At 57.8% G+C, this 24,198-nt stretch carries 23 protein-coding genes and 1 tRNA gene; 15 read left to right on the top strand and 9 right to left on the bottom strand.

What is annotated here, in order from left to right:
* The first annotated feature begins 34 nt into the window (after positions 1-34).
* Complete coding sequence (locus V5E99_RS16765) at positions 35-706, top strand: response regulator (protein WP_123406211.1); 672 nt, start codon at positions 35-37, stop codon at positions 704-706.
* Entirely contained in the window at positions 699-2,087 is a 1,389-nt protein-coding gene (locus tag V5E99_RS16760; protein ID WP_499803431.1) for a sensor histidine kinase, read from the top strand. The genes V5E99_RS16765 and V5E99_RS16760 overlap by 8 nt, the downstream gene beginning before the upstream one ends.
* 148 nt (positions 2,088-2,235) lie before the next feature.
* On the opposite strand, the gene V5E99_RS16755 is transcribed toward V5E99_RS16760, so the two are convergent.
* Complete coding sequence (locus V5E99_RS16755; RefSeq protein ID WP_499803430.1) at positions 2,236-3,057, bottom strand: HDOD domain-containing protein; 822 nt, start codon at positions 3,055-3,057, stop codon at positions 2,236-2,238.
* Between the two features lie 36 nt (positions 3,058-3,093).
* Positions 3,094-4,035, bottom strand: coding sequence for a CAF17-like 4Fe-4S cluster assembly/insertion protein YgfZ (gene ygfZ / locus V5E99_RS16750; RefSeq protein ID WP_499803429.1), 942 nt, complete (start codon positions 4,033-4,035; stop codon positions 3,094-3,096).
* Positions 4,036-4,184: 149 nt separating this feature from the next.
* Here ygfZ and V5E99_RS16745 point away from each other — a divergent pair, with 149 nt between their 5' ends.
* Positions 4,185-4,439, top strand: coding sequence for an FAD assembly factor SdhE (locus V5E99_RS16745; RefSeq protein WP_007944081.1), 255 nt, complete (start codon positions 4,185-4,187; stop codon positions 4,437-4,439).
* Positions 4,423-4,875 (top strand): protein YgfX, encoded by a 453-nt coding sequence (locus V5E99_RS16740; protein ID WP_499803428.1) that lies wholly within the window; start codon positions 4,423-4,425, stop codon positions 4,873-4,875. Before V5E99_RS16745 ends, V5E99_RS16740 begins: the two co-directional genes overlap by 17 nt.
* On the opposite strand, the gene nadB is transcribed toward V5E99_RS16740, so the two are convergent.
* Positions 4,844-6,460, bottom strand: coding sequence for an L-aspartate oxidase (nadB, locus tag V5E99_RS16735; RefSeq protein ID WP_499803427.1), 1,617 nt, complete (start codon positions 6,458-6,460; stop codon positions 4,844-4,846). The two genes, V5E99_RS16740 and nadB, sit on opposite strands and share 32 nt — an antisense overlap.
* Positions 6,461-7,018: 558 nt before the next feature.
* Between nadB and rpoE the strand changes: the two genes are divergently transcribed.
* From rpoE to V5E99_RS16715, 4 genes are all read left to right on the top strand, one after another.
* Positions 7,019-7,600 (top strand): RNA polymerase sigma factor RpoE/AlgU, encoded by a 582-nt coding sequence (rpoE, locus tag V5E99_RS16730; protein ID WP_007944079.1) that lies wholly within the window; start codon positions 7,019-7,021, stop codon positions 7,598-7,600.
* Between the two features lie 30 nt (positions 7,601-7,630).
* Complete coding sequence (locus V5E99_RS16725) at positions 7,631-8,218, top strand: sigma-E factor negative regulatory protein (RefSeq protein WP_499803426.1); 588 nt, start codon at positions 7,631-7,633, stop codon at positions 8,216-8,218.
* An 8-nt stretch (positions 8,219-8,226) separates the two neighbouring features.
* Positions 8,227-9,186, top strand: coding sequence for a MucB/RseB C-terminal domain-containing protein (locus V5E99_RS16720; RefSeq protein ID WP_499803425.1), 960 nt, complete (start codon positions 8,227-8,229; stop codon positions 9,184-9,186).
* Between the two features lie 246 nt (positions 9,187-9,432).
* A complete protein-coding gene (locus tag V5E99_RS16715; protein ID WP_499803424.1) occupies positions 9,433-10,857 on the top strand; it encodes a DegQ family serine endoprotease in 1,425 nt (474 codons plus the stop codon).
* A 78-nt stretch (positions 10,858-10,935) separates the two neighbouring features.
* Here V5E99_RS16715 and V5E99_RS16710 read toward each other — a convergent pair whose 3' ends face one another.
* Positions 10,936-12,369: a M48 family metalloprotease gene (locus V5E99_RS16710; RefSeq protein ID WP_499803423.1), complete on the bottom strand. Its 1,434-nt coding sequence runs from the start codon at positions 12,367-12,369 to the stop codon at positions 10,936-10,938.
* 98 nt (positions 12,370-12,467) lie between these two features.
* Between V5E99_RS16710 and V5E99_RS16705 the strand changes: the two genes are divergently transcribed.
* Positions 12,468-12,707, top strand: coding sequence for a sulfurtransferase TusA family protein (locus V5E99_RS16705; protein WP_499803422.1), 240 nt, complete (start codon positions 12,468-12,470; stop codon positions 12,705-12,707).
* Between the two features lie 31 nt (positions 12,708-12,738).
* Positions 12,739-13,809 carry an AI-2E family transporter gene (locus V5E99_RS16700; protein ID WP_499803421.1) on the top strand — a complete coding sequence of 357 codons (1,071 nt, stop codon included), beginning with the start codon at positions 12,739-12,741 and terminating at the stop codon, positions 13,807-13,809.
* A gap of 134 nt (positions 13,810-13,943) precedes the next feature.
* Here the strand turns inward: V5E99_RS16700 and V5E99_RS16695 are convergent, their stop codons facing one another.
* Both V5E99_RS16695 and V5E99_RS16690 read right to left on the bottom strand, forming a co-directional pair.
* A complete protein-coding gene (locus V5E99_RS16695) occupies positions 13,944-14,417 on the bottom strand; it encodes a peroxiredoxin (protein ID WP_499803420.1) in 474 nt (157 codons plus the stop codon).
* 10 nt (positions 14,418-14,427) lie between these two features.
* Positions 14,428-14,988 carry a glycine cleavage system transcriptional repressor gene (locus tag V5E99_RS16690; RefSeq protein WP_017336973.1) on the bottom strand — a complete coding sequence of 187 codons (561 nt, stop codon included), beginning with the start codon at positions 14,986-14,988 and terminating at the stop codon, positions 14,428-14,430.
* 328 nt (positions 14,989-15,316) lie between these two features.
* Here V5E99_RS16690 and dapA point away from each other — a divergent pair, with 328 nt between their 5' ends.
* From dapA to V5E99_RS16665, 5 genes are all read left to right on the top strand, one after another.
* A complete protein-coding gene (gene dapA / locus V5E99_RS16685) occupies positions 15,317-16,195 on the top strand; it encodes a 4-hydroxy-tetrahydrodipicolinate synthase (protein WP_499803419.1) in 879 nt (292 codons plus the stop codon).
* Positions 16,196-16,212: 17 nt separating this feature from the next.
* Positions 16,213-17,328 (top strand): NlpB/DapX family lipoprotein, encoded by a 1,116-nt coding sequence (bamC, locus tag V5E99_RS16680; protein ID WP_499803418.1) that lies wholly within the window; start codon positions 16,213-16,215, stop codon positions 17,326-17,328.
* Positions 17,329-17,332: 4 nt separating this feature from the next.
* Entirely contained in the window at positions 17,333-18,091 is a 759-nt protein-coding gene (locus tag V5E99_RS16675) for an MBL fold metallo-hydrolase (RefSeq protein ID WP_054046697.1), read from the top strand.
* Between the two features lie 28 nt (positions 18,092-18,119).
* Positions 18,120-18,833 carry a phosphoribosylaminoimidazolesuccinocarboxamide synthase gene (gene purC, locus V5E99_RS16670; protein WP_123507616.1) on the top strand — a complete coding sequence of 238 codons (714 nt, stop codon included), beginning with the start codon at positions 18,120-18,122 and terminating at the stop codon, positions 18,831-18,833.
* An 84-nt stretch (positions 18,834-18,917) separates the two neighbouring features.
* A tRNA-Ser gene (locus V5E99_RS16665) sits at positions 18,918-19,007 on the top strand.
* A gap of 946 nt (positions 19,008-19,953) precedes the next feature.
* Here V5E99_RS16665 and V5E99_RS16660 read toward each other — a convergent pair.
* From V5E99_RS16660 to V5E99_RS16650, 3 genes are all read right to left on the bottom strand, one after another.
* Complete coding sequence (locus V5E99_RS16660) at positions 19,954-20,277, bottom strand: hypothetical protein (RefSeq protein WP_499803417.1); 324 nt, start codon at positions 20,275-20,277, stop codon at positions 19,954-19,956.
* 599 nt (positions 20,278-20,876) lie between these two features.
* Positions 20,877-21,593: a recombinase family protein gene (locus V5E99_RS16655; protein ID WP_499803416.1), complete on the bottom strand. Its 717-nt coding sequence runs from the start codon at positions 21,591-21,593 to the stop codon at positions 20,877-20,879.
* Positions 21,594-22,829: 1,236 nt separating this feature from the next.
* Positions 22,830-24,080, bottom strand: coding sequence for a hypothetical protein (locus V5E99_RS16650; RefSeq protein ID WP_499803415.1), 1,251 nt, complete (start codon positions 24,078-24,080; stop codon positions 22,830-22,832).
* Positions 24,081-24,198: the final 118 nt, after the last annotated feature.

The following is a 24,198-nucleotide window of genomic DNA, read 5'->3' as shown; positions in this document are numbered from 1 at the left end:
TGGCGTCGACCATCCCTGAACGAGGTGAAAATCCATGCGTGTCCTGCTCGTCGAAGACCATCTGCAGCTCGCCGAAAGTGTTGCCCAGGCGCTCAAGAGCACCGGGTTGACCGTGGATGTCTTGCACGATGGCGTGGCGGCCGACCTGGCCTTGAGCAGCGAGGAATACGCCATGGCGATCCTCGATGTCGGCCTGCCACGCATGGATGGTTTTGAGGTGCTGGCGCGTCTGCGGGCCCGGGGCAAAAACCTGCCGGTGCTGATGCTCACCGCCCGCAGCGACGTCAAGGACCGGGTTCACGGGCTGAACCTGGGCGCCGACGATTACCTGGCCAAACCGTTCGAACTGACCGAGCTCGAGGCCCGGGTCAAAGCCTTGCTGCGGCGCAGTGTGTTGGGCGGCGAACGCCAGCAAACCTGCGGCGTGCTGGCCTATGACCTCGACACCCGACGCTTCACCCTCGGCGAAGAATTGCTGACCCTGACCTCTCGCGAACAAGCGGTGCTGGAAGCGCTGATCGCCCGTCCCGGCCGGGTGATGAGCAAGGAGCAACTGGCCTCCCAAGTGTTTGGTCTGGATGAAGAGGCCAGCCCCGACGCTATCGAAATCTATGTCCACCGCTTGCGCAAGAAACTCGACGGCCAACCAGTGGCGATCGTGACCTTCCGTGGCCTCGGCTATTTACTGGAAAGCCGCGATGCATAAGCCCAGCAGCCTGCGCTGGCGGTTGCTGTGGAACCTGGCGTTGTTGCTGGTGGTGTTGATGTTGGCCAGTGGTTTGAGTGCGTACTGGAACGGTCGCGAAGCGGCCGACACCGCTTATGACCGCACTTTGCTGGCCTCGGCGCGGACCATCGCGGCGGGCCTGTCCCAGCGCGACGGCAGCCTCAGTGCGAACGTACCTTACGTCGCCCTCGACACCTTCGCCTATGACAGCGCCGGGCGGATTTATTACCAGGTCAACGACATCCATCAGAAGCTGATCTCCGGCTACGAAAACCTCCCCGGCCCGCCGCCCGGCACGCCGCGCACCGACGATTACCCGGCGTTGGCGCGTTTTTACAACGCCACGTATCAGGGGCAGAACGTGCGGGTGGTGAGCCTGCTTAAAGCGGTGATCGAGCCGAACATGAATGGCATGGCCGAGATTCGCGTGGCGGAGACCGATGAGGCGCGGGTGCGCATGGCGCGCAGTCTGGCGGCGGATACCTTGCTGCGCTTGGGCATGCTGGCGATTGGTGCGTTGATGATTGTCTGGTTTGCGGTCAGCGCGGCGTTGCGTCCGTTGGAGCGTCTGCGTACGGCGGTGGAAGAGCGCCAGTCCGACGATCTGCGGCCGTTGCCGCTGGTGGAAGTGCAGCGTGAGTTGTGGCCGCTGGTGCGGGCGCTCAATCACTTTACCGAACGCCTGCGCGGGCAGTTTGAGCGCCAGGCGCAATTCATCGCTGATGCGGCTCATGAATTACGCACCCCGTTGGCGGCACTCAAGGCGCGACTGGAACTGGGTCTGCGTGCCAGCGAACCGCAAACCTGGCGCAGCACCCTGGAAACCGCCGCCCAGGGCACGGATCGCCTGACGCACCTGGCCAATCAACTGCTTTCGCTGGCACGGGTGGAAAACGGCGCACGGGCGATTGCCGAGGGTGGCGCCCAGTTGCTGGACTTGAGCCAATTGGCCCGGGAGCTGGGCATGGCCATGGCGCCTCTGGCCCATGCTCGCGGCGTAGCGCTGGCGCTGGAGGCGGACGAGCCGGTGTGGCTGCGGGGCGAACCGACGTTGTTGAATGAATTGCTGAGCAACCTGGTGGACAACGCCCTGGCTCACACACCGCCGGGGGGTAATGTGATCTTGCGGGTGACGGCACCAGCGGTGCTGGAGGTTGAGGACGATGGCCCCGGGATTCCCCTGGAAGAGCGTGATCGGGTGTTTGAGCGCTTCTACCGGCGTAATCAACAGGTCGCGGGATCAGGCCTGGGCTTGGCGATTGTCGGTGAGATTTGTCGGGCGCATTTGGCGCAGATCAGCTTGCACGACGGGGAGACAGCGGGGTTGAAGGTGAGGGTGAGCTTTATTGCGGGGGAGTAAGAGACGTCGGTATTGGCGGGTGATTAACCTGTAGGAGCTGCCGAAGGCTGCGATCTTTTGATCTTGATCTACAGCCATCGGTCAGACGCCAGGATGAAAGTCAAAAGATCGCAGCCTTCGGCAGCTCCTACAGGGAGCGTGTTCATATTCAGTAAAACATCGACCGCGATTCTTCGAGATCCCTGCACATCGCCTCGTTCTCGATATCAATCCCCAGCTTCTTGAACGCGGGCACATTGAGTACATCGATACGAGCCAATGGGTGGTCGGTGTCCTTGTGGCAATACAGGCTGGCCACTTGCACCAGATCGACATAATCGACCCGCGCAGAATCACGTTTGAAATCCAGATACTGCCCCGGCAACTTCACCAGCATTTCCGGAAACTCCCAGACGCGGAGCAGTTTATCGCCGAGCAGCGGATGAATACGGTCGATCACATGGTTGAGGCTGACCGGGTCCGACAGCAGTTCGTAGTGATCTTCGGCGTAGGTCAGGATCGGCAACACACCAATCTGATGCACCAGCCCGCCGAGGGCCGCCTGATCGGGTTTGAGTTGAGTGTAACTGCGGCACAGCGCGTAGCTGATCCCGGCGATTTCCAGGCTTTTGCGCCAGACATCGCGCATTTTCTGTTCCACCACTTCGGAGCGGGCGTGGAAAATCTGCTCCATCACCAGCCCGATGGCCAGGTTGCTGCTGTAGTTCACGCCCAGCCGGGTGATGGCAGTGTGCAGGTCGGTGACTTCCTGGGTCGCTCGCAGCAACGGGCTGTTGACCACTTTGATCAGGCGCGCCGACAGCGCGGTATCGCGACCGATCACTTTGCTCAGGGTGCTTACGCTGATTTCCGGATCTTCAGCAGCCTTGCGAATTTGCAGGGCCACTTCCGGTAATGTTGGCAGAACCAGGTCATCGTTATCGATGGCCTCAACCAAATCCTGTTGGACCTTTTCCGCCAGCTCGCTCATTTCTGTTCTCTAGGGTCTTGCAAAAAAATACTGCTGTTAACGCTGGATTTCTTTATCGCGATCCAGCGCGTAGGGCAGGTCGAGCAAGTGCAGCGCCGGGCCTTCGAGCGCTGCCAGGTGGATGTTGCCACCTTCTGCCGCTTCGGCTTGCAGCACGGCCAGGAGTTCAATGTTTTGGGCGCCGCGTGCCGCAAGCACCACTTCACCGATGGAACTGCCGTGGGTCGGCGAAAACAGCTGAGTACCCGGCTCCGGCAGTTCACTGCCATCCAGTTGCAGGCGATACAGGCGACGCTTGAGTTTGCCCAGGTACTGCATGCGCGCGACGATTTCCTGGCCGGTGTAGCAACCTTTTTTGAAACTCACGCCACCGACGGCTTGCAGGTTGAGCATTTGCGGGATGAACAGCTCGCGGGTGCTCGGCATGACCTGGCCGATCCCTGCGCGGATCTGGCCCAGCAGCCATTGATTCAGCTCGCCTTCGGCCAGCAGGGCGGACAGCTTGCCTTTGATGACGTCCGCTTGATCAGCGGCGACCCACAGCTCGGCGCGTTCCGGCGAAACACGAATCGCGATCAGGCCGTCGTTGCGTACAACGCTGTCGGTGTCGGCCGGCAGCTCAAGACCGAGGCTGCTCAGTGCCGCATCGCCATGGTCGAGGCCGAAGCGCACCCAGGCAGCGCTTTCGTCGGTCAGTTTGGATTTGGAGAACACCGCGTACTTTTTCAGGTCCGCCAGTTGCGGTTCCAGCAGCTCGGTGGCCATGGCCAGCAACACGCCGTCGCCTTCGAGCAGAATGCGGAAACTCGACTGCATCCGGCCTTTTTGCGTGCAACGAGCGCCCAGGCTGGCCTGGGTATCGCTCAGGTAATTGAGGTTGCAGGTCAATTGGCCTTGCAGGAATTTGCCGGCATCCGCGCCGCGGACCGCAAGAACGCCTTCGTGGGACAGGGTGCAGAAAAAAGCAGAATCGGCCATGGGTCATCGCAGGGTAAAGAGTCTGGGGGACATCATAAGGGGGCGCCCATGAAATGGGTAGTTCACAAAAGGTCTGAGGGGGCCGACCAAAGCCGACTGTTCGCTCAGGCTTTGGGCTGTATACTTGCCGCCTATTTGAGGAGCGCTCCATGGTCGAAGATGTTGAACTGAATCGCCTCTACTGGCACAGCCGCCGCGGCATGCTTGAGCTAGACGTGTTGCTGGTGCCGTTTGTGAAAGAGGTCTACCCGCACCTCAATGACGTCGACCGCGATTGCTACCGCAAGCTGCTCGAATGCGAAGATCAGGACATGTTCGGCTGGTTCATGGAGCGCGCCGAATCGGAAGACCCTGAGTTGCAGCGCATGGTTCGCATGATCCTGGACCGTGTCCAACCCAAGTAATACGTTCGAATGCCGCTGGCATGCCTCACGGCAGTTGCTGGCGGCGTACGTTTTGGCCCAGCTGTTCGCGCTGGGTTCGCTGTTTCTTCTTTCTATTGCGCTCTGGGCCAGCCTGCTCGGGGTTTTGCTGTGCCTGGCCCATGGCGTCCGGGTGTTGCCGCGACAGATTTTGCTGACACATCCGCAGGCCATTCGCGGCTTGCGTCGCGATGCCGATGGCTGGCAGTTGTGGAGTCAGGCGCGGGGATGGCAATCGGCGCAGCTACGGCCTGACAGCCTGGCGCTGCCGTTGGTCGTGGTGTTGCGGTTTCGTCTGCGGGGTGAGCGCTGGGTCAGAACAGTCTGCGTACCGCGTGACTCGCAGGCGGCGGATCTGCACCGACGCCTGCGGGTTCGGCTGAGGTTCAGTCGACGTAGGTGGGCGGCACCAGAATAGTGTCCAGGGCTTCAGGCAGCATGTTCGGGTAGTCGAGGGTGTAATGCAGGCCGCGGCTTTCCTTGCGTTCCATGGCGGACTGGATCATCAATTCGGCCACCTGGGCCAGGTTGCGCAGCTCGATCAAATCCCGGCTGACTTTATAGTTGCTGTAGAACTCGTCGATTTCGTCGAGCAACAGCCGCACCCGGTGCTGCGCCCGTTGCAAACGCTTGTTGGTGCGCACGATGCCAACGTAGTCCCACATGAATCTCCGCAGTTCATCCCAGTTGTGCGCGATGATCACGTCTTCGTCGGAGTCGGTCACCTGGCTCGCATCCCAGACGGGCAGGGCGGTGGGGATCGACACTTGCGGCAACTGCTGAAGAATGTCCGCCGCCGCCGAACGGGCGTAGACGAAGCATTCCAGCAGCGAGTTGCTGGCCATGCGGTTGGCGCCGTGCAGGCCGGTGAAGCTGGTTTCACCAATCGCATAAAGGCCCGGCACATCGGTGCGGCCCTGTTGATTGACCATCACGCCGCCGCAGGTGTAGTGCGCCGCCGGAACCACCGGGATCGGCTGTTTGGTGATGTCGATGGAAAACTCGAGGCAGCGTTCGTACACCGTCGGGAAGTGGGTCTTGATGAACGCTTCGGGCTTATGGCTGATGTCCAGGTAAACGCAGTCGATGCCCAGACGCTTCATCTCATGGTCGATGGCCCGGGCGACGATGTCCCGGGGCGCCAGTTCGGCCCGTGGGTCGAAGCGCTGCATGAAGCGTTCGCCGTTGGGCAGCTTCAGGTGTGCGCCTTCGCCGCGCAGGGCTTCGGTGATCAGGAAACTCTTGGCCTGCGGGTGATACAGGCAGGTGGGGTGGAACTGGTTGAATTCCAGGTTCGCCACCCGGCAGCCCGAACGCCAGGCCATGGCGATGCCATCGCCACAGGCGCCGTCGGGGTTGCTGGTATAGAGGTAGACCTTGGCGGCGCCACCGGACGCGAGGATCACGAAGCGGGCGGCGTAGGTGTCGACTTCGCCAGTGGCGCGGTTGAGCACGTAGGCGCCGAGGCAGCGATCGCCTTCCAGGCCCAGGCGTTTTTCGGTGATCAGGTCCACCGCGACGCGCTGTTCCAGCAGTTCGATGTTTGGTCGTTGTCGCGCCTGGAAGAGCAAGGTCCGGAAGATCGCCGCACCGGTGGCGTCGGCGGCATGGATGATGCGCCGATGGCTGTGGCCGCCTTCGCGGGTCAGGTGGAATTCGAAACCACCGTCTTCGGTGCCGGATTGTTCATCGCGGGTAAACGGTACGCCCTGGTCGATCAGCCACTGGATGGCTTCTTTACTGTGTTCGACGGTAAAGCGCACGGCGTCTTCGTGGCACAGGCCACCGCCGGCATTGAGGGTGTCATCGACGTGGGATTCAACGGTATCGGTGTCATCCAGGACGGCAGCAACGCCGCCCTGAGCCCAAAAAGTCGAGCCATTGGCGAGGTCGCCTTTGCTCAATACGGCGATGCGCAGGTGACCGGGCAGGGTCAGCGCAAGGCTCAAACCGGCAGCGCCGCTGCCAATCACCAGAACATCGTGTTGAAACTGTTGGCTCATTTCAGGATTCCGCTCAAAGCGACCCGGGTCGGGGTTGGCGCAAGACACCTGGATCGGCGAGTCAGGCAGCCACACAGCCCACTAGTATATAGAGGGGGGGAGCGGCACAATAGCCGGGCCTACATGGCATTGTGAAACTACTGTGACGGAAAAGACCGGACGCTTCGTCGGATGTTTTTTTCGCCGGTTCGGCGACAAGACGACTGTATCGTGGATTTAACAGTCTTTTTCTCTTCACGGTTGCACAATGTCGGTTACACCCGGCTATAAATATTTGGAACTTTTGCCAAAGGCCCAAGATCAATAGCTGGTTGCCTGAATCAAGGGACAGTGTCGGCTTCAGCGCGGGATCTGCTGTTGGGTCCTTGCCGGCGAATCCGATGACAAGATTATTCGCGCAGCCGGGTTATCCCGAGCTGCGCTTTTCGTGCGTGCCAAATCAGAGCCCGCAGGAAACTTGCTTGGAGGGGGAGAACTTTTGCGAAAAGCCCGAGTCTATGTTTGCAAGTCTGGTCGTTTAGTTATGCAAGCTTCCTCCGAGCTTATCGAGGAGTGTTCATGCTAACCCAGGAAGAGGATCAGCAGCTGGTCGAGCGCGTTCAACGTGGCGACAAGCGAGCTTTCGATCTGCTAGTGCTGAAATACCAGCACAAAATTCTCGGGTTGATCGTGCGTTTCGTGCACGACACCCATGAAGCCCAGGATGTCGCACAGGAAGCCTTTATCAAGGCTTACCGTGCACTTGGTAATTTCCGCGGAGACAGCGCGTTTTATACGTGGCTTTACCGCATCGCCATCAACACGGCGAAAAACTATCTGGTTTCACGCGGCCGCCGGCCGCCGGATAGTGATGTCAGTTCTGAAGACGCAGAGTTCTACGACGGCGATCATGGCCTCAAGGATCTCGAGTCTCCAGAACGCGCATTGCTGCGGGATGAGATCGAAGGCACCGTCCATCGAACCATCCAGCAACTTCCAGAAGATTTGCGTACGGCGTTAACTTTACGTGAATTCGATGGTCTGAGTTACGAGGACATTGCAGCAGTCATGCAATGCCCGGTGGGTACCGTGCGCTCCCGGATTTTCCGGGCTCGGGAAGCCATTGATAAAGCCCTGCAACCGTTGTTGCAGGAAAACTGAGACAGCGGCGACAGCCAAGAGAGGAACGCCATGAGTCGTGAAGCCCTGCAGGAATCGCTGTCCGCAGTGATGGATAACGAAGCGGACGAGCTGGAATTGCGTCGGGTACTGAATGCCTTTGACGATGTTGAAACCCGCGATACCTGGGCTCGTTACCAGATCGCTCGGGCAGTCATGCATAAGGATCTGCTGCTTCCACGTCTGGACATCGCTGCGGCAGTCTCTGCTGCGCTGGAAGACGAAGCCGTCCCGGCCAAGGCATCTCGCAGCCCATGGCGCAGTCTGGGCCGTCTGGCCGTCGCTGCCTCGGTGACCGTTGCTGTATTGGCAGGTGTTCGTCTGTACAACCAGGACGAAATTGCCGGTGTCGAACTGGCTCAGCAATCCAATCAACCGGGCTTGACCGTTCCTCAGGTTAAAGGCCCAGCTGTATTGGCCGGCTATAGTGAGAGTTCGGAAGCCACTGGTCCTATGGCCAACGGCGTTTTGCAAGGTCAGCCGGGCTGGCACGATCAGCGTCTGCCAAGCTACTTGCGCCAACATGCTCAACAGGCTGCACTCAAAGGCACTGAAAGCGCCCTGCCTTATGCTCGTGCAGCAAGCCTGGAAAACCGTTAAGGAGGATCATGCGCGCCATACCTCTACTTACGCTGCTGCTGGGTGGCTGGTTTGTTGTTCCAGCCCACGCTGATGAAGCCCAAGACTGGTTGACCCGTCTGGGCCAGGCCGAGCAAACGCAAAGCTTTCACGGCACTTTTGTTTACGAGCGAAACGGTAGTTTTTCTACCCATAACATCTGGCACCGCGTCCAGGATGGCAAGGTCCGCGAGCGTTTACTCCAGCTCGACGGCTCGGCACAGGAAGTCGTGCGCATTGATGGGCATACTCAATGCGTCAGCGGCACCCTGATAGCGGGGCTGGGGGACTCTCCCAACTCTGCTGCTCGTGCACTCGATCCACAAAAGCTCAAGAATTGGTACGACCTTGCCGTCATCGGCAAGTCGCGTGTGGCCGGGCGTGCGGCGGTGATTGTTTCGCTGACGCCGCGTGACCAGCATCGTTACGGTTTCGAACTGCATCTGGACAAGGAAACCGGCCTGCCGTTGAAGTCATTGCTGCTCAATGACAAAGGCCAGTTGCTCGAGCGTTTCCAGTTCACGCAACTGGATACCGCCGATGCCCCATCCGACAGCGATTTGCAGGCTGGCCCTGATTGCAAGGCGCTCACGCCCAACGCAGATAAAGCCACTGCCCTCAAGACCGTAGATGAGTGGCATTCGGACTGGTTGCCGCCAGGTTTCGAGCTTAGCAGCAGCTCTTCGCGCAAAGACCCTGAAACCAAAACTCAAGTCAGTAGCCTGATGTACGACGATGGCCTGGCCCGTTTCTCGGTGTTCCTTGAGCCATTGAACGGCGCAACAGTCACCGATACGCGTACTCAGCTGGGGCCAACCGTCGCCGTTTCCCGGCGCTTGACCACCCCTCAGGGCGAGATGATGGTGACCGTGGTCGGTGAAATTCCGATTGGTACCGCCGAACGAATTGCGCTGTCCATGCGCAATAGTGCTACTACGGCCAAGCAGTGAGCTGAACAATGATGCTCATGGATCGACGATTTGATTGTGCGAGAGGTCAGCAATGTCCAACCCACCTTTGAGACGTCGAAATGTTTGGTGAGCATTTCAAGTTGCAAATATCCCCGGATTTTTCTATAGGTCAGAGCCTCTCGGCTCTGGCCTTGTTTGTTGTTCCCGGAACAAAAATACCGGCGTATCGTTCCCGGTGTTCCTTGCTCCATATCGCTTAACCATGCTCGTCGTAACGGGAGCCGTATGTCGATACCACGCTTGAAGTCTTATCTCTCCATTTTTGCCACCGTGCTGGTGCTCGGTCAGGCGGTCTCTGCTCAAGCGGCCGAATTGCCTGACTTTACGCAACTGGTCGAACAGGCCTCGCCTGCCGTGGTGAACATCAGTACCACGCAAAAACTGCCTGATCGCAAAGTCTCCAGCCAGATGCCTGACCTTGAAGGCTTGCCGCCCGCGCTGCGCGAGTTCTTCGAGCGCGGCATGCCGCAACCACGTTCGCCCCGTGGCGATCGCCAGCGCGAAGCCCAATCCCTGGGGTCGGGGTTTATCATCTCGCCGGATGGCTACATCCTGACCAACAACCACGTTATCGCCGACGCTGATGAAATTCTCGTGCGCCTGGCCGACCGCAGTGAGTTGAAAGCCAAACTCGTCGGCACCGACCCGCGTTCCGACGTGGCGCTGCTGAAAATCGAAGGCAAGGACCTGCCGGTGCTCAAGCTCGGCAAATCCCAGGACCTGAAGGCCGGTCAATGGGTGGTTGCCATCGGTTCGCCATTTGGCTTTGACCATACCGTGACCCAAGGCATCGTTAGCGCCATCGGTCGCAGCCTGCCGAACGAAAACTATGTTCCGTTCATCCAGACCGACGTGCCGATCAACCCGGGTAACTCCGGTGGCCCGCTGTTCAACCTGAATGGCGAAGTGGTCGGGATCAACTCTCAGATCTACACCCGTTCCGGCGGCTTCATGGGCGTGTCGTTCGCGATCCCGATTGACGTTGCGATGGACGTGTCCAATCAGCTGAAAAGCGGCGGCAAAGTCAGTCGTGGCTGGTTGGGTGTGGTGATCCAGGAAGTGAACAAAGACCTGGCCGAATCGTTCGGTCTGGATAAGCCGGCCGGTGCGCTGGTGGCTCAGATCCAGGATGACGGCCCGGCGGCCAAGGGCGGCCTTCAAGTCGGCGACGTGATTCTGAGCATGAATGGTCAACCGATCGTCATGTCCGCTGACCTGCCGCATCTGGTCGGCGCACTCAAGGCCGGCTCCAAAGCCAATCTTGAAGTGATCCGCGAGGGCAAGCGCAAGAATGTCGAACTGACCGTCGGCGCTATCCCGGAAGAAGGCAAAGAGCTGGATGCCGTGCCGAAATCCGGTGTCGAAGGCAGCAGTAACCGCTTGGGTGTTTCGGTGATCGAGCTGACCGATGAGCAGAAGAAAACCTACGACCTCAAGGGTGGTGTGGTGATCAAGGATGTTCAGGACGGTCCTGCTTCGCTGATTGGCTTGCAGCCTGGCGACGTGATCACTCACCTGAACAACCAGGCGATTGGCTCCACCAAGGAGTTCACCGAAATCGCCAAGGCCCTGCCGAAGAACCGTTCGGTGTCGATGCGGGTTCTGCGTCAAGGTCGTGCCAGCTTCATCACCTTCAAACTGGCTGAATAAACCGGTTGTCGGCTGAATAAAAAACCGCCTCGAAAGAGGCGGTTTTTTTGTGTCTGCGTTCTGAGTCTCGGCGAACGCTCAGCCCATCATGTCCTTGACCATGCGCTCCTGTTCCATCAGCTCCCTTTGCCGAGCGTCGATGCGCGAGGACAGCGGGAAGTTGCTGCCGGCCTTGCGCTTGGCGAAGTCCAGTTGCTGGATGGCCTGTCGGTAGTCGCCGACCAGCGCGAAGTATTCGGCGCGCGCCTGATGCAGGCCGATGATATTGCCGGAAAGGCCTCGGGTTTCCGCCACCATGTACCAGACATCGGGATCGTCCGGACGGCTCTTGAGCAAACTCTCCAGGGCTTTTTCCGCATCGGCGGTGCGGTTCTGCTTGAGCAGCAAATCGACTCGCACCTGATTCAGCGGATAGTTGCCCGGATATTGGGTGAGCAAACGGTCGACCCGGGTTTGGGCCTCTGGCAGGCGATTGTTGGTGATGTCCAGATCGACCTGCGCCAGGTTATAGATGATCTCGTTCGGCGCCGTGGCCAGCAGTTGTTTGAGATTCTCCCGGGCTTCGTTCAACTGGCCACCCTTGATTTGGGCGATGGCGAGGCCGTAGCGCGCAACGTCGTTTTTCGGGTTTTCATCGAGCTGGGCGCGGAAGCGTTTGGCGCCAAGGCCTGGGGTTTCTTCATAGATCAGTTGCACCCGTGCCCGAATCAGTTGGTAGCGCATGCTGTCTTCGATGCCGCCCGGTTTGGCCTGTTCGGCGCGGTTGCGGGTGTCGGCGATACGGGATTCGGTGACCGGGTGAGTCAGCAGGAATTCCGGCGGCTTGGCGTCGAAGCGATACTGGCGCATCAGCCGTTCAAACATGTTCGGCATCGAGCGCGGATCGTAACCGGCTTTTTCCAGGTTCAGGATGCCGATCCGGTCGGCTTCCTGCTCGTTCTGGCGCGAGAAACGCCGCTGTTCCTGAATCGCCGCCGCTTGCGTACCGGCAATGGTCGCGATCCCGGCATCGCCGGCACCGGCCGCTGCGATCACGATGCCGGCCAGCAGCGCCGCCATCATCGGCACTTGCATGCGTTGCGAGGCTTCGACGCCCCGGGCAAAGTGGCGTTGAGACAAGTGAGCCAATTCGTGAGCCAGCACCGAGGCATATTCGCCTTCGGTCTGGGCATTGAGGAACAGGCCACCGTTGACCCCAACGATCCCGCCCGGCGCCGCGAAGGCGTTGAGTTGCGGACTGTTGATCAGGATGAACTCCAGGCGCCGGTCGCTGACCTGGCTGGTCTCGACCAACTTATAGACGCTGGATTCGACATAGTCCTTGAGTTGCGGGTCATTGAGCTGCGACACCTGGCTGCGCAACATCGCCAGCCATGCACGGCCCAATTGGTATTCCTGTTGCGGCGAGACAATGGCAGAACTGGCGTCACCAAGTGACGGCAGGTCGTCGGCGAAGCCTGGTGAGGCGAGCAGGCAAGCGAGCGTCAGCAGGGTAGGGCGCAAAAAGGTCATGCACAAAGCCTTAGTCGACAAAGACCTTACTGTAGCCGGACAGTGGACTTCGGACCAGATATTCTAGGCCGCTCAACCACCTGACCCGGAGTGATGCAATGATCGACGCTGTAGCCCATGACGTTGAGCTGGATGCCAGTGGCCTGAATTGTCCGTTGCCATTGCTCAAGGCCAAACTTGAGCTCAACCGGATGGCCAGCGGCGCGGTGTTGAAGGTCATCGCCACGGACGCGGGCTCCCAGCGCGATTTCCGCACCTTTGCCCGATTGGCCGGTCATACGCTGCTGCTCGAAGAAGACGAGGCGGGTGTTTACCGCTATTGGTTGAAAAAAGCCTGAAACCGGCTGCGTTTGTTCTTAAGGATTATTGATGTTCAAAGTGTTACGCGACTGGATTCAGCGCTACTTCTCCGACGAAGAAGCCGTGGTGCTGGCGGTGCTGCTGGTGTTGGCATTCACCGCCGTGCTCACCTTGGGCGGCATGCTCGCGCCGGTGCTGGCCGGGATGGTGCTGGCTTATCTGATGCAGGGGTTGGTGGTGACCCTCGAACGACTGCGGGTGCCCGGCGGGGTTGCCGTGGGGCTGGTCTTTGCCTTGTTCATGGGGTTATTGCTGGTGTTCATCGTGGTGGTGGTGCCGTTGCTCTGGCATCAACTGATCACGCTGTTCAACGAGTTGCCCGGCATGCTCGCCAAGTGGCAATCGCTGCTGTTGCTGCTGCCTGAGCGCTACCCGCATCTGGTATCTGACGAGCAAGTGCTGCAAGCCATTGAAGTGGCGCGGGGCGAGATCGGCAAGTTCGGCCAATGGGCGTTGACGTTTTCGCTGTCGAGCCTGCCACTGCTGGTCAACATCATGATCTATCTGGTGCTGGTGCCGATCCTGGTGTTCTTTTTCCTGAAGGATCGGGAAATGATCGGGCAGTGGGTTCGCGGCTACCTGCCCCGCGAGCGAGCGCTGATCACCCGGGTCGCGCAAGAGATGAACCGGCAGATCGCGAATTACATTCGCGGCAAAGTCATTGAAATCATCATTTGCGGCGGCGTGACCTACATTGCGTTCGTGGCGCTGGGCCTCAACTACGCGGCGCTGTTGGCGTTGCTGGTGGGGGTGTCGGTGGTGGTGCCATACGTCGGTGCCGTGGTGGTGACCGTGCCGGTGTTGCTGATCGCGTTGTTCCAGTGGGGCTGGAGTGATCAGTTCATCTATTTGATGGCGGTCTACGGGATCATTCAGACCCTGGACGGCAACGTGCTGGTGCCGCTGCTGTTTTCCGAGGCGGTCAACCTGCACCCGGTGGCGATCATCTGTGCGGTGCTGTTGTTTGGCGGGTTGTGGGGCTTCTGGGGCGTGTTCTTCGCGATTCCCCTGGCGACGCTGTTCAAGGCTGTGCTGGATGCTTGGCCGCGCAAGGAACCGGTGGTGGCGCCGTTGCTCTAGGTTTCAGTCTTGAGGGCCTCATCGCGGGCAAGCCTCGCTCCTACAGGTTATGTGTCGTGCCCAGTCTCGTGAACGACACAAATCTGTAGGAGCAAGGCTTGCCCGCGATAGCGTCCCATCAGACGCCAGATGAGTCAGGCCTTGTTCAGTGCCTCGGCCGCCGCCAATACCGCATCCACATGCCCCGGCACCTTCACGCCGCGCCATTCCTGACGCAACACGCCGTCCTTGTCGATCAGGAACGTGCTGCGATCAACGCCCATGTATTCCTTGCCGTAGAGCTTTTTCAGCTTGATCACGTCGAACAACTGACAAAGCGCTTCTTCCTTGTCGCTGATCAGCTCGAAGGTGAAGGCCTGCTTGGCCTTGAAGTTCTCGTGGGATTTGAGGCTGTCGCGGGACACGCCGAAGACTTCGGTGTTGGCGGCTTTAAAAGCCTCCAACTGATCACGAAAGCCCTGGCCCTGGGTCGTGCAGCCCGGAGTGCTGTCCTTCGGATAGAAGTAAATCACCACTTGCTTGCCTTTGAGGCTCGCGAGGCTGACGGTCTGCCCGCTGGTGGCGGGTGCTTCGAAGTCGGTAACCGGTTGGTCGATAGCAACGGCCATGAAAGCTTCCTTACATTGGGTTTTGTGGGCGCCACGGTTCGATCAGGGCGTCCAGGTTCAGCGCGTCGGCGAAATCCAGGAACTGATCGCGCAGCCAGCTGATTTGTACGCCGGCGGGCAGCGTCACGGTAAACGTGGCGTTAAGCATGGTGCCGCCGGTTTGCGGCGCCTGATACGTGTCGCAGGTCAGGTTTTCCAGCTCGACGTTGTGGTCCATGAAGAACTGGCACAACTCGTTGATGATGTCCGAGCGGTAAGCCGAGCTGACATAGGCGACGTAAGGCAGGGCCTGTGGACGGTTCTCCAGCGCGGCGCTACGCACCACATTGACCGTGAAGGCGTGCTTCTTGGCGAGGGTCGGCAGACTGCCTTCCAGGCGGGCCAGGGCATCCCAGCTACCGGAGATCTCGAGGATCAGGGCACTGCACTCGCCGTGACGGGTCAGGCGAGAGGTGACCACGGCGCAGCGGTTTTCATGGCTGGCGCGGCACAGGACGTTAGTCAGCTCCATGGGGTTGGCGCCAAGGGCACTGATAACAAGGAATTGTTCGCGAACTGTGGGGGTGGACATGCAGCATTCCTAAAGCGATGAGCGGTCGATACTTCTACGGGCTTTTTTTACCGGGGGCGAGCCTGCGGATGCGAATTCAGAAAACCCGGCCGAAGGTTGCAACGTGCTCCATCGAAGGCAGGAGCGAGGGGCGGCAACGCTGGATCGGGGCTTGTGATGCCGAAAATGGAGGCTGGAACCCGGCGTACGAGCGTGTCGGTACCGATCAAAGTCTGAAGGGTAGCGAAAAGCAGCGCCAAGGGGAATGGCGGCAGCGCAGTACTTCGCTTGTACAAGCATCTTGGCGCCAGTACCATTACGGCTCTCTTTTTCCGGCAGGAGCGGTTGCATGATTGCGGGCAGTATGGTGGCACTGGTCACACCCATGGATGCACAGGGTCGTCTCGATTGGGACAGCCTGAGCAAACTGGTGGACTTTCACCTGCAAAACGGCACCCACGCCATCGTGGCGGTCGGCACGACAGGTGAATCGGCCACGCTAGACGTGAACGAGCACATCGAAGTGATTCGTTACGTGGTCAAGCAAGTGGCTGGGCGCATTCCGGTGATCGCCGGTACGGGCGCCAATTCGACGCGCGAAGCCATTGAGCTGACCACCAACGCCAAGATCGCTGGCGCCGATGCTTGCCTGCTGGTGACGCCGTACTACAACAAGCCAACCCAGGAAGGCTTGTACCAGCACTTCAAGGCCATCGCCGAAGCCGTCGATATCCCGCAGATCCTATATAACGTGCCTGGCCGCACCGCGTGCGACATGCAGGCCGAGACCGTGATCCGCCTGTCGACCGTAAAAAACATCATCGGTATCAAGGAAGCCACTGGCGACCTGAGCCGTGCCAAGGCGATCATCGACGGCGTCAGCAAAGACTTCCTGGTGATCTCCGGTGACGATGCCACCGCTGTCGAATTGATCCTGCTGGGCGGCAAAGGCAACATCTCGGTGACCGCCAACGTCGCCCCGCGTGACATGGCCGATCTGTGCAACGCCGCGCTCAAGGGCGATGCCGTGACTGCTCGGGCCATCCACGAAAAGCTGATGCCGCTCAATAAAACCCTGTTTATCGAATCCAACCCTATCCCCGTGAAATGGGCATTGCATGAAATGGGCTTGATGCCGGACGGTATCCGTCTGCCGCTCACCTGGCTCAGCACTGCTTGTCACGAACCGCTGCGGCAGGCCATGCGCCAGTCCGGCGTCCTGGTTTAATTGAGGAAGTACAACGCATGAAGCGAATGGCCGGACTTTCCGCACTTGCCTTGATTATCTCCAGCACCAGTGGCTGTGGATGGATCTGGGGCCCGGAAGGTTACTTCCGTGACCGTGGTAGCGATTACCTGGAAGCGCAACAGACTGCACCAATGCAACTGCCACCGAATGTCAGCACCGCCAAACGCCTGGACCCGCTTTTGCCGATCCCGCGTAACGTGGCCGATGACACCGCCAAGGGCGAGTACATCGTGCCGCGTCCGCAGCCGCTGTCGGCGATTGCTGACGCCAGCGACTACACCCTGCAAAAAAGCGGTGACTCGCGCTGGGTCATGGGTCAGCACCCTCCGGCCGAAGTCTGGCCAGTGGCGTTGCAGTTCTTCCAGGACAACGGTTTCCGCCTGGACGAACAACGCCCGCAAACCGGCGAATTCACCACTACCTGGCAGCATTCCGACGAACTGTCCGCGGCAATGGCCAAGCGCCTGACCGCCGCCGGTGTCGGCGCCGACAGCGAAACCCGCGTGCGGGTCCGCATCGAGCCAGGCGTGCAGCGCAACACCAGTGAAATCTACGTGGTCAGCGCAGAGCGTCCTGTCGGCAGCACCGCGAATGTCGATTTCACCAACCGTTCGGTCAACACTGGCCTGGACGCGGCACTGGTCGATGACATGCTCGCGAGCATGAGCCGCACCGCTGAGAAGGGCGGTTCGGTTTCCATGCTGGCATCCCGTGATTTCGATACGCCAAATCGCGTCAGCCTGAGCGAAGACGGCAGCGGTAACCCGATCCTGAACGTCGGTCCGGACCTGGATCGCGCCTGGTCGAGCGTTGGTCGTGCGTTGGAACAAGGCGAATGGCGCGTTGAGGACATCAACCGCAGCCTGGGTCTGTACTACATCAACTTGTCGGAAAAAGCCGAGAAGAAAGACGAGAAGCCTGGTTTCTTCAGCAGCCTGTTCGGCAGTGCGCCGACCAAGGAAGAAGTTGAAGCCCGTGCCGACCGTTATCAGGTTCGTCTGAGCAAGGTGGGCGAGAACGTTCAGGTCACCGTCGAGAAAAACATCAACACCGTGGCGCCGGCAGAAGTGGCCCGCAAAGTGTTGACCGTGATTCAGGACAACCTGGGCTGATCACATGCGTTTTGCCGTTCTCGGCAGCGGTAGCCAAGGGAACGGCACGCTGATCGCCAGCGCTGACACGTATGTACTGGTGGATTGTGGTTTCTCCCTGCGAGAAACCGAAAAACGCCTGCTGCGCCTGGGTGTAAACCCGGCGCAGTTGAGCGCGATACTCGTAACCCACGAACATGCCGACCACGTGCATGGCGTGGGTTTGCTGTCTCGGCGCTACAATCTGCCTGTCTACCTCAGTCGCGGCACCCTGCGCGGGATGCGCAAACCGATCGAACCCGCTGGCTTCCTGGCCGGTGGCGAGCAATTGCAAGTCGGCGCCCTGAACATCGAAGTCATTGCCGTGGCACACGATGCACAGGAACCGACGCAATACGTTTTCAATGACGGCGAACGGCGCTTTGGCCTGTTGACCGATCTGGGCTCGTATTGCAACAAGGTGCTGGACGGCTATCGGGACCTTGATGCGTTGATGATCGAGTCCAACCATTGCCGTGACATGCTGGCTCGCGGTCACTACCCGTACTTCCTGAAGCAGCGGGTGGGCGGTGAACTGGGACATTTGAACAACCATCAGGCGGCATTCCTGGTGTCCGAGTTGGGCTGGCAAGGCCTGCAACACCTGGTCCTGGCCCATCTGAGCAGCAAGAACAACCTGCCGCAGCTGGCCCGGCAATGTTTTGTCGACACCCTCGGGTGCGACCCGGACTGGCTGCAACTGGCCGATCAAGATTCAGGGCTCGACTGGCGACACATCGCCTAGCCCACCTACTTAGCAAGCGGAGCCCATCATGGAAAAACGTGAAGAACTCTACCGCGGCAAAGCCAAATCGGTTTTCAAGACCGACGACGCTGACCGCTTGATCCTGCTGTTTCGCAACGACACTTCGGCGTTCGACGGCAAGCGCATCGAGCAGCTCGACCGCAAAGGCATGGTGAACAACAAGTTCAACGCCTTCATCATGCAGAAACTCGAAGCGGCCGGCGTGCCGACCCAATTCGACAAACTGCTGGGCGACAACGAATGCCTGGTTAAAAAACTCGACATGATCCCGGTTGAATGCGTCGTGCGTAACTACGCCGCCGGCAGCCTGGTCAAGCGTCTGGGCGTCGAAGAAGGCTTGAAGCTCAACCCTTACACCTTCGAACTGTTCCTGAAGGACGACGCCAAGGGCGACCCGTTCATCAACGAATCCCACGTAGTGGCTTTCGGTTGGGGAACCGCTGAGCAACTGGTTCGCATGAAGGAACTGTCGCTCAAGGTCAACGAAGTCCTGAGCAAACTGTTCGATGACGCCGGCCTGCTGCTGGTCGACTTCAAACTCGAATTCGGCGTGTTCTCCGACGGCTCCATCGTCCTGGGCGACGAATTCAGCCCGGACGGCTGCCGCCTGTGGGATAAGGCCACCGGCAAGAAAATGGACAAGGACCGCTTCCGCCAGGGCCTCGGTGACGTCATCGAAGCCTATGAAGAAGTCGCCAATCGTCTGGGCGTACCGCTTTAATCGACGCAAGCATCTGATAGCACGGAAAAAATTTGCTTAGGGGGGTTCGCTTCCGGCAAAAGTGTTGTTATGATGCGCGCCGTTGGAGAGATGCCAGAGTGGCCGAATGGGACGGATTCGAAATCCGTTGTACCTTCACCGGTACCTAGGGTTCGAATCCCTATCTCTCCGCCATATCTAGAAAACCCCTGTAATTCAATGAGTTACGGGGGTTTTTCTTTTTGGGTTGTACTACTCATTTGTACTACTCAGGTCGCTAATTTTTCGTGTTCAGTTGCACTGGTTCGCCCTTTTCAGGCTGACATGAAAAAGCCCGCTCACTTGGCGGGCTCCGTTCTGGTGGCTAGGCGGCTATCGCACTACTGTTGCGTCTTGCCCGCCGAAAGGCAGGAAGCATCCTCCTGCACTCCTCATCAAGAATCTCACCTTCAGTCTGCTGCCTTTAGCAAGATCGTATCCAGCGTTCTTGCCTGCAAACGTTACGCGCAGGTCTTGGGTTCCTACACCGTCCACGTTCAGTGATGCCTCATCAGACTCCAGCAATACTGCCTCGCCGCTCCAGGTCATCCAATGGTCTTTGTACTTGGCTTTGAAAATATCGTCTTTCTTCTGATCGCTGTAGCTGCTTTTGCACCCAACATCTGCGTTCACCTGCGCGTATGTCGCAGTGCTTTCGGGGTGCTGATCCACAGGGCGGGAGGCTGAATAGGTGGTGCTTGCTGATGATGCTACTTGAGTTTTGTCTGGCGATTGGGAACTCAACGAAGGCCAGAGGATGAAGACTGCGAGCCATCCAAACCCAATCACTCTAGACTGAGTCGAGTAGCCTTTACGGAGCAGAAACCATACGAAGATTGGGGCTAGTACAACGTTCCCAAGAAAGAGCGGAAGGCTAACCATGCGATGTGCCGGTTGGTATGGCCTTGGGCCGGCTGGTCTGTTGTTTGACTTCACGGGGGCGCCGCAACCGGGGCATGATTGGGCGGTATCACTGATTTCCTTGGAGCATTCGTAACACGCGATGAGTGCCATTTTACTTCCCTGTCAAAAGCGGCAGTTTGCCATTATCGATTATGTGCGGCAATTGGTTGGGGAGTGATTGAGGGTTTGAAGCCCTGCCTTACCTATTGGACGGGACATGCTTGAATTTGTATCGCGTGAAAATCACGACGAATAAGCCAATGATGAAAAGGATGGCGCCGGGTGCGGCTTGACTGATTCGAGATTCCGCCCCCCAGATGTTGGTATACCAGTCAGAAGCGCCTGTTACACCAAGCACGAACAAAGTGATCCCGCCGATCATACATAGAAGGCCAAGGATCAAACCGGCGATGGAGTAGTAGAACTGGAAGCGCGCAAGGTCCCGCTGAAGCATCACGTCGGTATCTGGTGAAATATCGGTTTGGTTTACTCGCAAAGTTACTTGGCGTGGCTTACTTGTCATGAATTTGCTCCTTGCGGGGGGGGGGCATTGATTCTACATGCCCCGCTTGCCGGGCTCCTACAGTGAATATGCACTCAGGGTCGATTTTCTGGCGAATTCCCGCCCCCGCGCCGCGAGAGTCATGCACTTGAGCGCGTTCCTCGATTCAGCTCAGGGAAAAATAATGGCTTAAAGCCAGAGCTATCAAGCAGCGAACAGCGGCGTCAGTTAGATCGCTCCAAGCGGAACCACAAATAAGAGACGGACACCCTACGCACGATCTGCCTTCTGTGGCTGGCTGTGACGCTGTTGGTGGGGTGTGATCAGTTTGTATTGGGCGAGGTGCTGTGTTGTATCAGCGTGGCTTGTTGGGGCTGTATGGCGCTCTGTGACAGCGTGCTGTGACTGTACGAACTGAGGGCATGACGATACCCGCTCAATGGCGGGCTATGTGTTAGTTACCGGGTGAATTCGCTCGCCACTGACATTGAAGCGCGTCAGTGGAAACGGGCTGTGAGCCTTGATATACGTGGTCTGGAGGCGAATCCATCCCGGTAGGATGTCTACTACTGGCGTGTGTTGAGAGTTGTTCAAACAGGGGCTGGCTCAACCTTTTGGCGTTAGCTTGGGAGAGAAAGATTCAGACGTTCCATCAGGCGCTTTACCGTCATGGGCTGGAATGCACTCCCACGTTCAGTCGTGACTCCTTTGTCGTTCAGGCACCTAGCGATAGCGGCCAGAGTTGGTTGACCATCGTATAAGCAAGCCTTCAGTTCAGCTTCCAATGACTTTGCACGGATGTTGGCGTTGACTGCCTTAGCTTTTACAGCCGCACCGTTCCCTACAGCCCATGCGGCCATACGGCCAGCATCCCGGTTGGCAATCTTCTGGCGAGCTTCTGCACCCTTCTGAGTATCTAGGAGTGCGTTCTTCTTCAATTCTGCTAATCCGTCTTTTGTGCGTTGGCGAATCTTGATCAACTCTTCTTCAGCCAGCAGCGACTTGATATTGCGCACCAAACCACTGCCATGCACGTCCTCAGCTTCGATGAACTTAAACTTCTTTTGCAGCGTAATGAAGTGTGCGTGATCACGTCCAAGCCGGTCGAGGCGGTGAACCACGATTGGGCAATTCAAACCTTTAGCCATAGCAAGAGCCAGACGGCATTGGGGGCGTTCCTGAGGATCAATGGAGCCTGACACACCCTCATCGGTGAACTGGGCAACAATCTCCCAGCCGTTGGCTTCAGCAGCGATCTTGATAGCAGCGAACTGACCAGCAACGGAAAGTGACTGATCGTCGGTACTTACACGTGCATAAGCCACTACCTGTTTCATCGTTCGCCCCTGTCATCGTTGGTGATGGGATCATCATAACATATTGCTGACGTTCGTCTACGAAGTGTTATGGCTAGGCGTGAGCTGAAAATCTAGCCGACGTGGGCAAAAAATTTTGCTGACGATTCACCAAGGACATCAGTGCCCTTTCCAGACGTGTATTGATTGGCAGAGGAAAATTTCTCCGCCAATGAGCAAAAAATTTTGCTGATTCACCGGACAAGGCCGGAAGGAATAATCGAGAAACATTCGCACTTAAGAATGAGAAGCAGAAGGATTGAGAGTATTGCAGGCATCTGCACTGAATTGGCGTTTTGTTGCTGTTTGTTGACTGAAAGTGGTGAAAAACTGATTCTTGCGGGAAGAGAAAGCAGATTGCTTAGTACATTCCGCACCAGTCATAACAGGTCAACTGGCATAAATCAGGAAAACAGAATCTTCACATAGGGCTTTGGGCCAATGAATCCGGGGGTGCGAGAGGAACTGAGTTGCGACGAAGGAAATTTTTCCCTCGTCTACCGGGTAGCCTGACGGCTTTAGGGATTACAACATTATGTACCAATCAGTACATAATAAATGTGATGGAGTGGGTTTTCAGGATGTTTCTGAAGGTTTTAATTCGCACTTTAGAAGCTGGGAACAGAGTTGACCTTACGGTCGGAGGGAACAACTTGAAGGGTAATACCGCTGTGTCTTAACCGACACGGGATACCTTTCAAACAACATCAAGAGCAGAAGCTTTTTGTTCTGTGGTGACAGGTTATGAATATGGGCGGTGTGTCAGGAGGCTTCGCGGTGGTGCTGAAGTACTGAAGATCAAGCGCATTGTACTGATGGTTGCAGATCGTGTCAAGAACTATTTGCATTTGGATCAGTGGGTTGCATCGCCTAAAAGCTGACTTCATTCAAGGGTCAATGTCCTGACAGGGTTCCCTGTCAACTGTACGCACTCTGAAATGTACCTCTCTGGAGGTGTGAACGCGTCAGCCTAAATCGGCTGGAGGCCCCGTAATACATGGGCTGGGTGCATATCGGTCCCGGTGGAACCTCTACTACGGCTGCCAGTAGTCAGCGAGCAAAGCGAAGCACTCTGTTTGATACTCATGTTGTTCTCCTGTGGTACGCCCTAAAATTTTAGGGCGTGGGCCATTTACCCTTATTAAATGCCGATAGCGAACCAACGTGTAGTACCGCTGAACAAAAGCCCGCCAAGCGTGAGCCAGACGGGCAGAAAAGTTAAAACGGAGGTTGTTCCACTTCGTTACCCCAAGGGTCGAATACGGCCACTGGGAGCATGTGCAGCGCGATTTCCTCATGCCGCTGAATGTGGTTGCCCACCTCGATATCGACGCCCAGAGACGCTTTGAAAGCTGCCAGCGACGTTGTGTGAAGTTGGGCGCCAGCTTGGGGGTTGGTGACGAAATGGAAGGCGTCAACGTGGTATCTCGGCAGCACTGCAACGCTGTCGTCGTAGGTGATGAACCTGTGAGCGGTGTTCTCGCCAATGACCATTGCCAGCGTATCGGCCATGACAGCAATCGACTTTCCGTGCAGCACGTCGAACAACATCTGTTCATGATGCTTGGAAAACAAACTGTAGTCGTCGCCTTGCGTGGTCAAGGCTTCATCGAGAGCGTAGGCGTAGACTTCAAGCTCTGGACGGTAGGCGCTCAGTCTGGTCAGTTCATCGCGCAGTACGATTGCTGGGTGAGCCGCTGGGGACGCAAAGTATTCTCCCGCTTCCTCATAAAGCATGGCGTCTTTAACGTGCTTCAACTGTTGAGTCTTGAGGTCGTGGATTTGGGACAGGTCGCCCAGGGCGATCAAGTGACGAGGGTTAGCCGGATCGTAATGAGCGAGAATCCATTCAACCAACTGACTACGCTGTGCAGGTTTGATTTTGCAAGTCTTGATGACGGCCAATACCAAGTCTTTGCCCAGATAGCTGATGACCATCTGCACCACTTCAGACGGAGTATTCCAACGCTTGTCTACGGAGTGTTTGGGGTTGAGCGTTAGACGGCTGATCGATTTGCCAAACCCGTAGTGCTTGTTGCCGTGAGCGCGGTTGAGAGCCTTGGGAGCGGACACAAGATTTTCAGCAAACAACATACCCACGCCAGCATGACCTTTCACGGAAGCAATATGGCTGAGTTCATAAGCGTTACTGCCGCCATAGCCATTCCATTTCATGTTGCTCTTATAGACTTCGTGGAGTTCACACAGAGTTTCCAGTGTGTGGCCGTGGAGAATCTCAAGGGTGTTAGCGCGTAGACACTCGCCAGCGATGTAGTAGAAAAACGCAGACTTCAATGCCTTCTCAAGCGGGTCAACCTTTTTACGGCTGTTCCGTCTGGCGTCACCGCATTTGGTAGAACAATACTTAGCGGTGGCTACTGTCGTGGTGAACCGTTTTTTACACGCTGGGTTCTGGCAGGTTGGACGGCGGGTCTTACTCGATTGTTTGTGTGTGTCGGGTTTGGTCATTAGTGTTTGCTCCAATCAGGATTGCGGGAAGTGGGTTGTTTGCCATGAATGTGTGGCGGCACGTGTTATTGCAGAATGGGCGAATTCGTTTGCTCACGAACACATGGCCGCAGTTCTG

The sequence above is a fragment of the Janthinobacterium sp. LPB2021202312-11-4 genome (genome assembly GCF_037049705.1).
Taxonomy (GTDB): Bacteria; Pseudomonadota; Gammaproteobacteria; order Pseudomonadales; family Pseudomonadaceae; genus Aquipseudomonas.
This window is presented reverse-complemented; position numbering and strand designations above follow the sequence as displayed.

Coding starts and splice junctions, on each gene's coding strand:
- V5E99_RS16690 (WP_017336973.1), bottom strand. CDS start 14,988: ATGTCCACCCCCACAGTTCGCGAACAATTCCTTGTTATCAGTGCCCTT.
- V5E99_RS16650 (WP_499803415.1), bottom strand. CDS start 24,080: ATGACCAAACCCGACACACACAAACAATCGAGTAAGACCCGCCGTCCA.
- V5E99_RS16710 (WP_499803423.1), bottom strand. CDS start 12,369: ATGACCTTTTTGCGCCCTACCCTGCTGACGCTCGCTTGCCTGCTCGCC.
- V5E99_RS16725 (WP_499803426.1), top strand. CDS start 7,631: ATGAGTCGTGAAGCCCTGCAGGAATCGCTGTCCGCAGTGATGGATAAC.
- V5E99_RS16695 (WP_499803420.1), bottom strand. CDS start 14,417: ATGGCCGTTGCTATCGACCAACCGGTTACCGACTTCGAAGCACCCGCC.
- ygfZ (WP_499803429.1), bottom strand. CDS start 4,035: ATGGCCGATTCTGCTTTTTTCTGCACCCTGTCCCACGAAGGCGTTCTT.
- bamC (WP_499803418.1), top strand. CDS start 16,213: ATGAAGCGAATGGCCGGACTTTCCGCACTTGCCTTGATTATCTCCAGC.
- V5E99_RS16745 (WP_007944081.1), top strand. CDS start 4,185: ATGGTCGAAGATGTTGAACTGAATCGCCTCTACTGGCACAGCCGCCGC.
- V5E99_RS16715 (WP_499803424.1), top strand. CDS start 9,433: ATGTCGATACCACGCTTGAAGTCTTATCTCTCCATTTTTGCCACCGTG.
- V5E99_RS16765 (WP_123406211.1), top strand. CDS start 35: ATGCGTGTCCTGCTCGTCGAAGACCATCTGCAGCTCGCCGAAAGTGTT.
- V5E99_RS16705 (WP_499803422.1), top strand. CDS start 12,468: ATGATCGACGCTGTAGCCCATGACGTTGAGCTGGATGCCAGTGGCCTG.
- V5E99_RS16675 (WP_054046697.1), top strand. CDS start 17,333: ATGCGTTTTGCCGTTCTCGGCAGCGGTAGCCAAGGGAACGGCACGCTG.
- rpoE (WP_007944079.1), top strand. CDS start 7,019: ATGCTAACCCAGGAAGAGGATCAGCAGCTGGTCGAGCGCGTTCAACGT.
- V5E99_RS16755 (WP_499803430.1), bottom strand. CDS start 3,057: ATGAGCGAGCTGGCGGAAAAGGTCCAACAGGATTTGGTTGAGGCCATC.
- V5E99_RS16660 (WP_499803417.1), bottom strand. CDS start 20,277: ATGACAAGTAAGCCACGCCAAGTAACTTTGCGAGTAAACCAAACCGAT.
- V5E99_RS16655 (WP_499803416.1), bottom strand. CDS start 21,593: ATGAAACAGGTAGTGGCTTATGCACGTGTAAGTACCGACGATCAGTCA.
- purC (WP_123507616.1), top strand. CDS start 18,120: ATGGAAAAACGTGAAGAACTCTACCGCGGCAAAGCCAAATCGGTTTTC.
- dapA (WP_499803419.1), top strand. CDS start 15,317: ATGATTGCGGGCAGTATGGTGGCACTGGTCACACCCATGGATGCACAG.
- V5E99_RS16720 (WP_499803425.1), top strand. CDS start 8,227: ATGCGCGCCATACCTCTACTTACGCTGCTGCTGGGTGGCTGGTTTGTT.
- V5E99_RS16700 (WP_499803421.1), top strand. CDS start 12,739: ATGTTCAAAGTGTTACGCGACTGGATTCAGCGCTACTTCTCCGACGAA.
- nadB (WP_499803427.1), bottom strand. CDS start 6,460: ATGAGCCAACAGTTTCAACACGATGTTCTGGTGATTGGCAGCGGCGCT.
- V5E99_RS16760 (WP_499803431.1), top strand. CDS start 699: ATGCATAAGCCCAGCAGCCTGCGCTGGCGGTTGCTGTGGAACCTGGCG.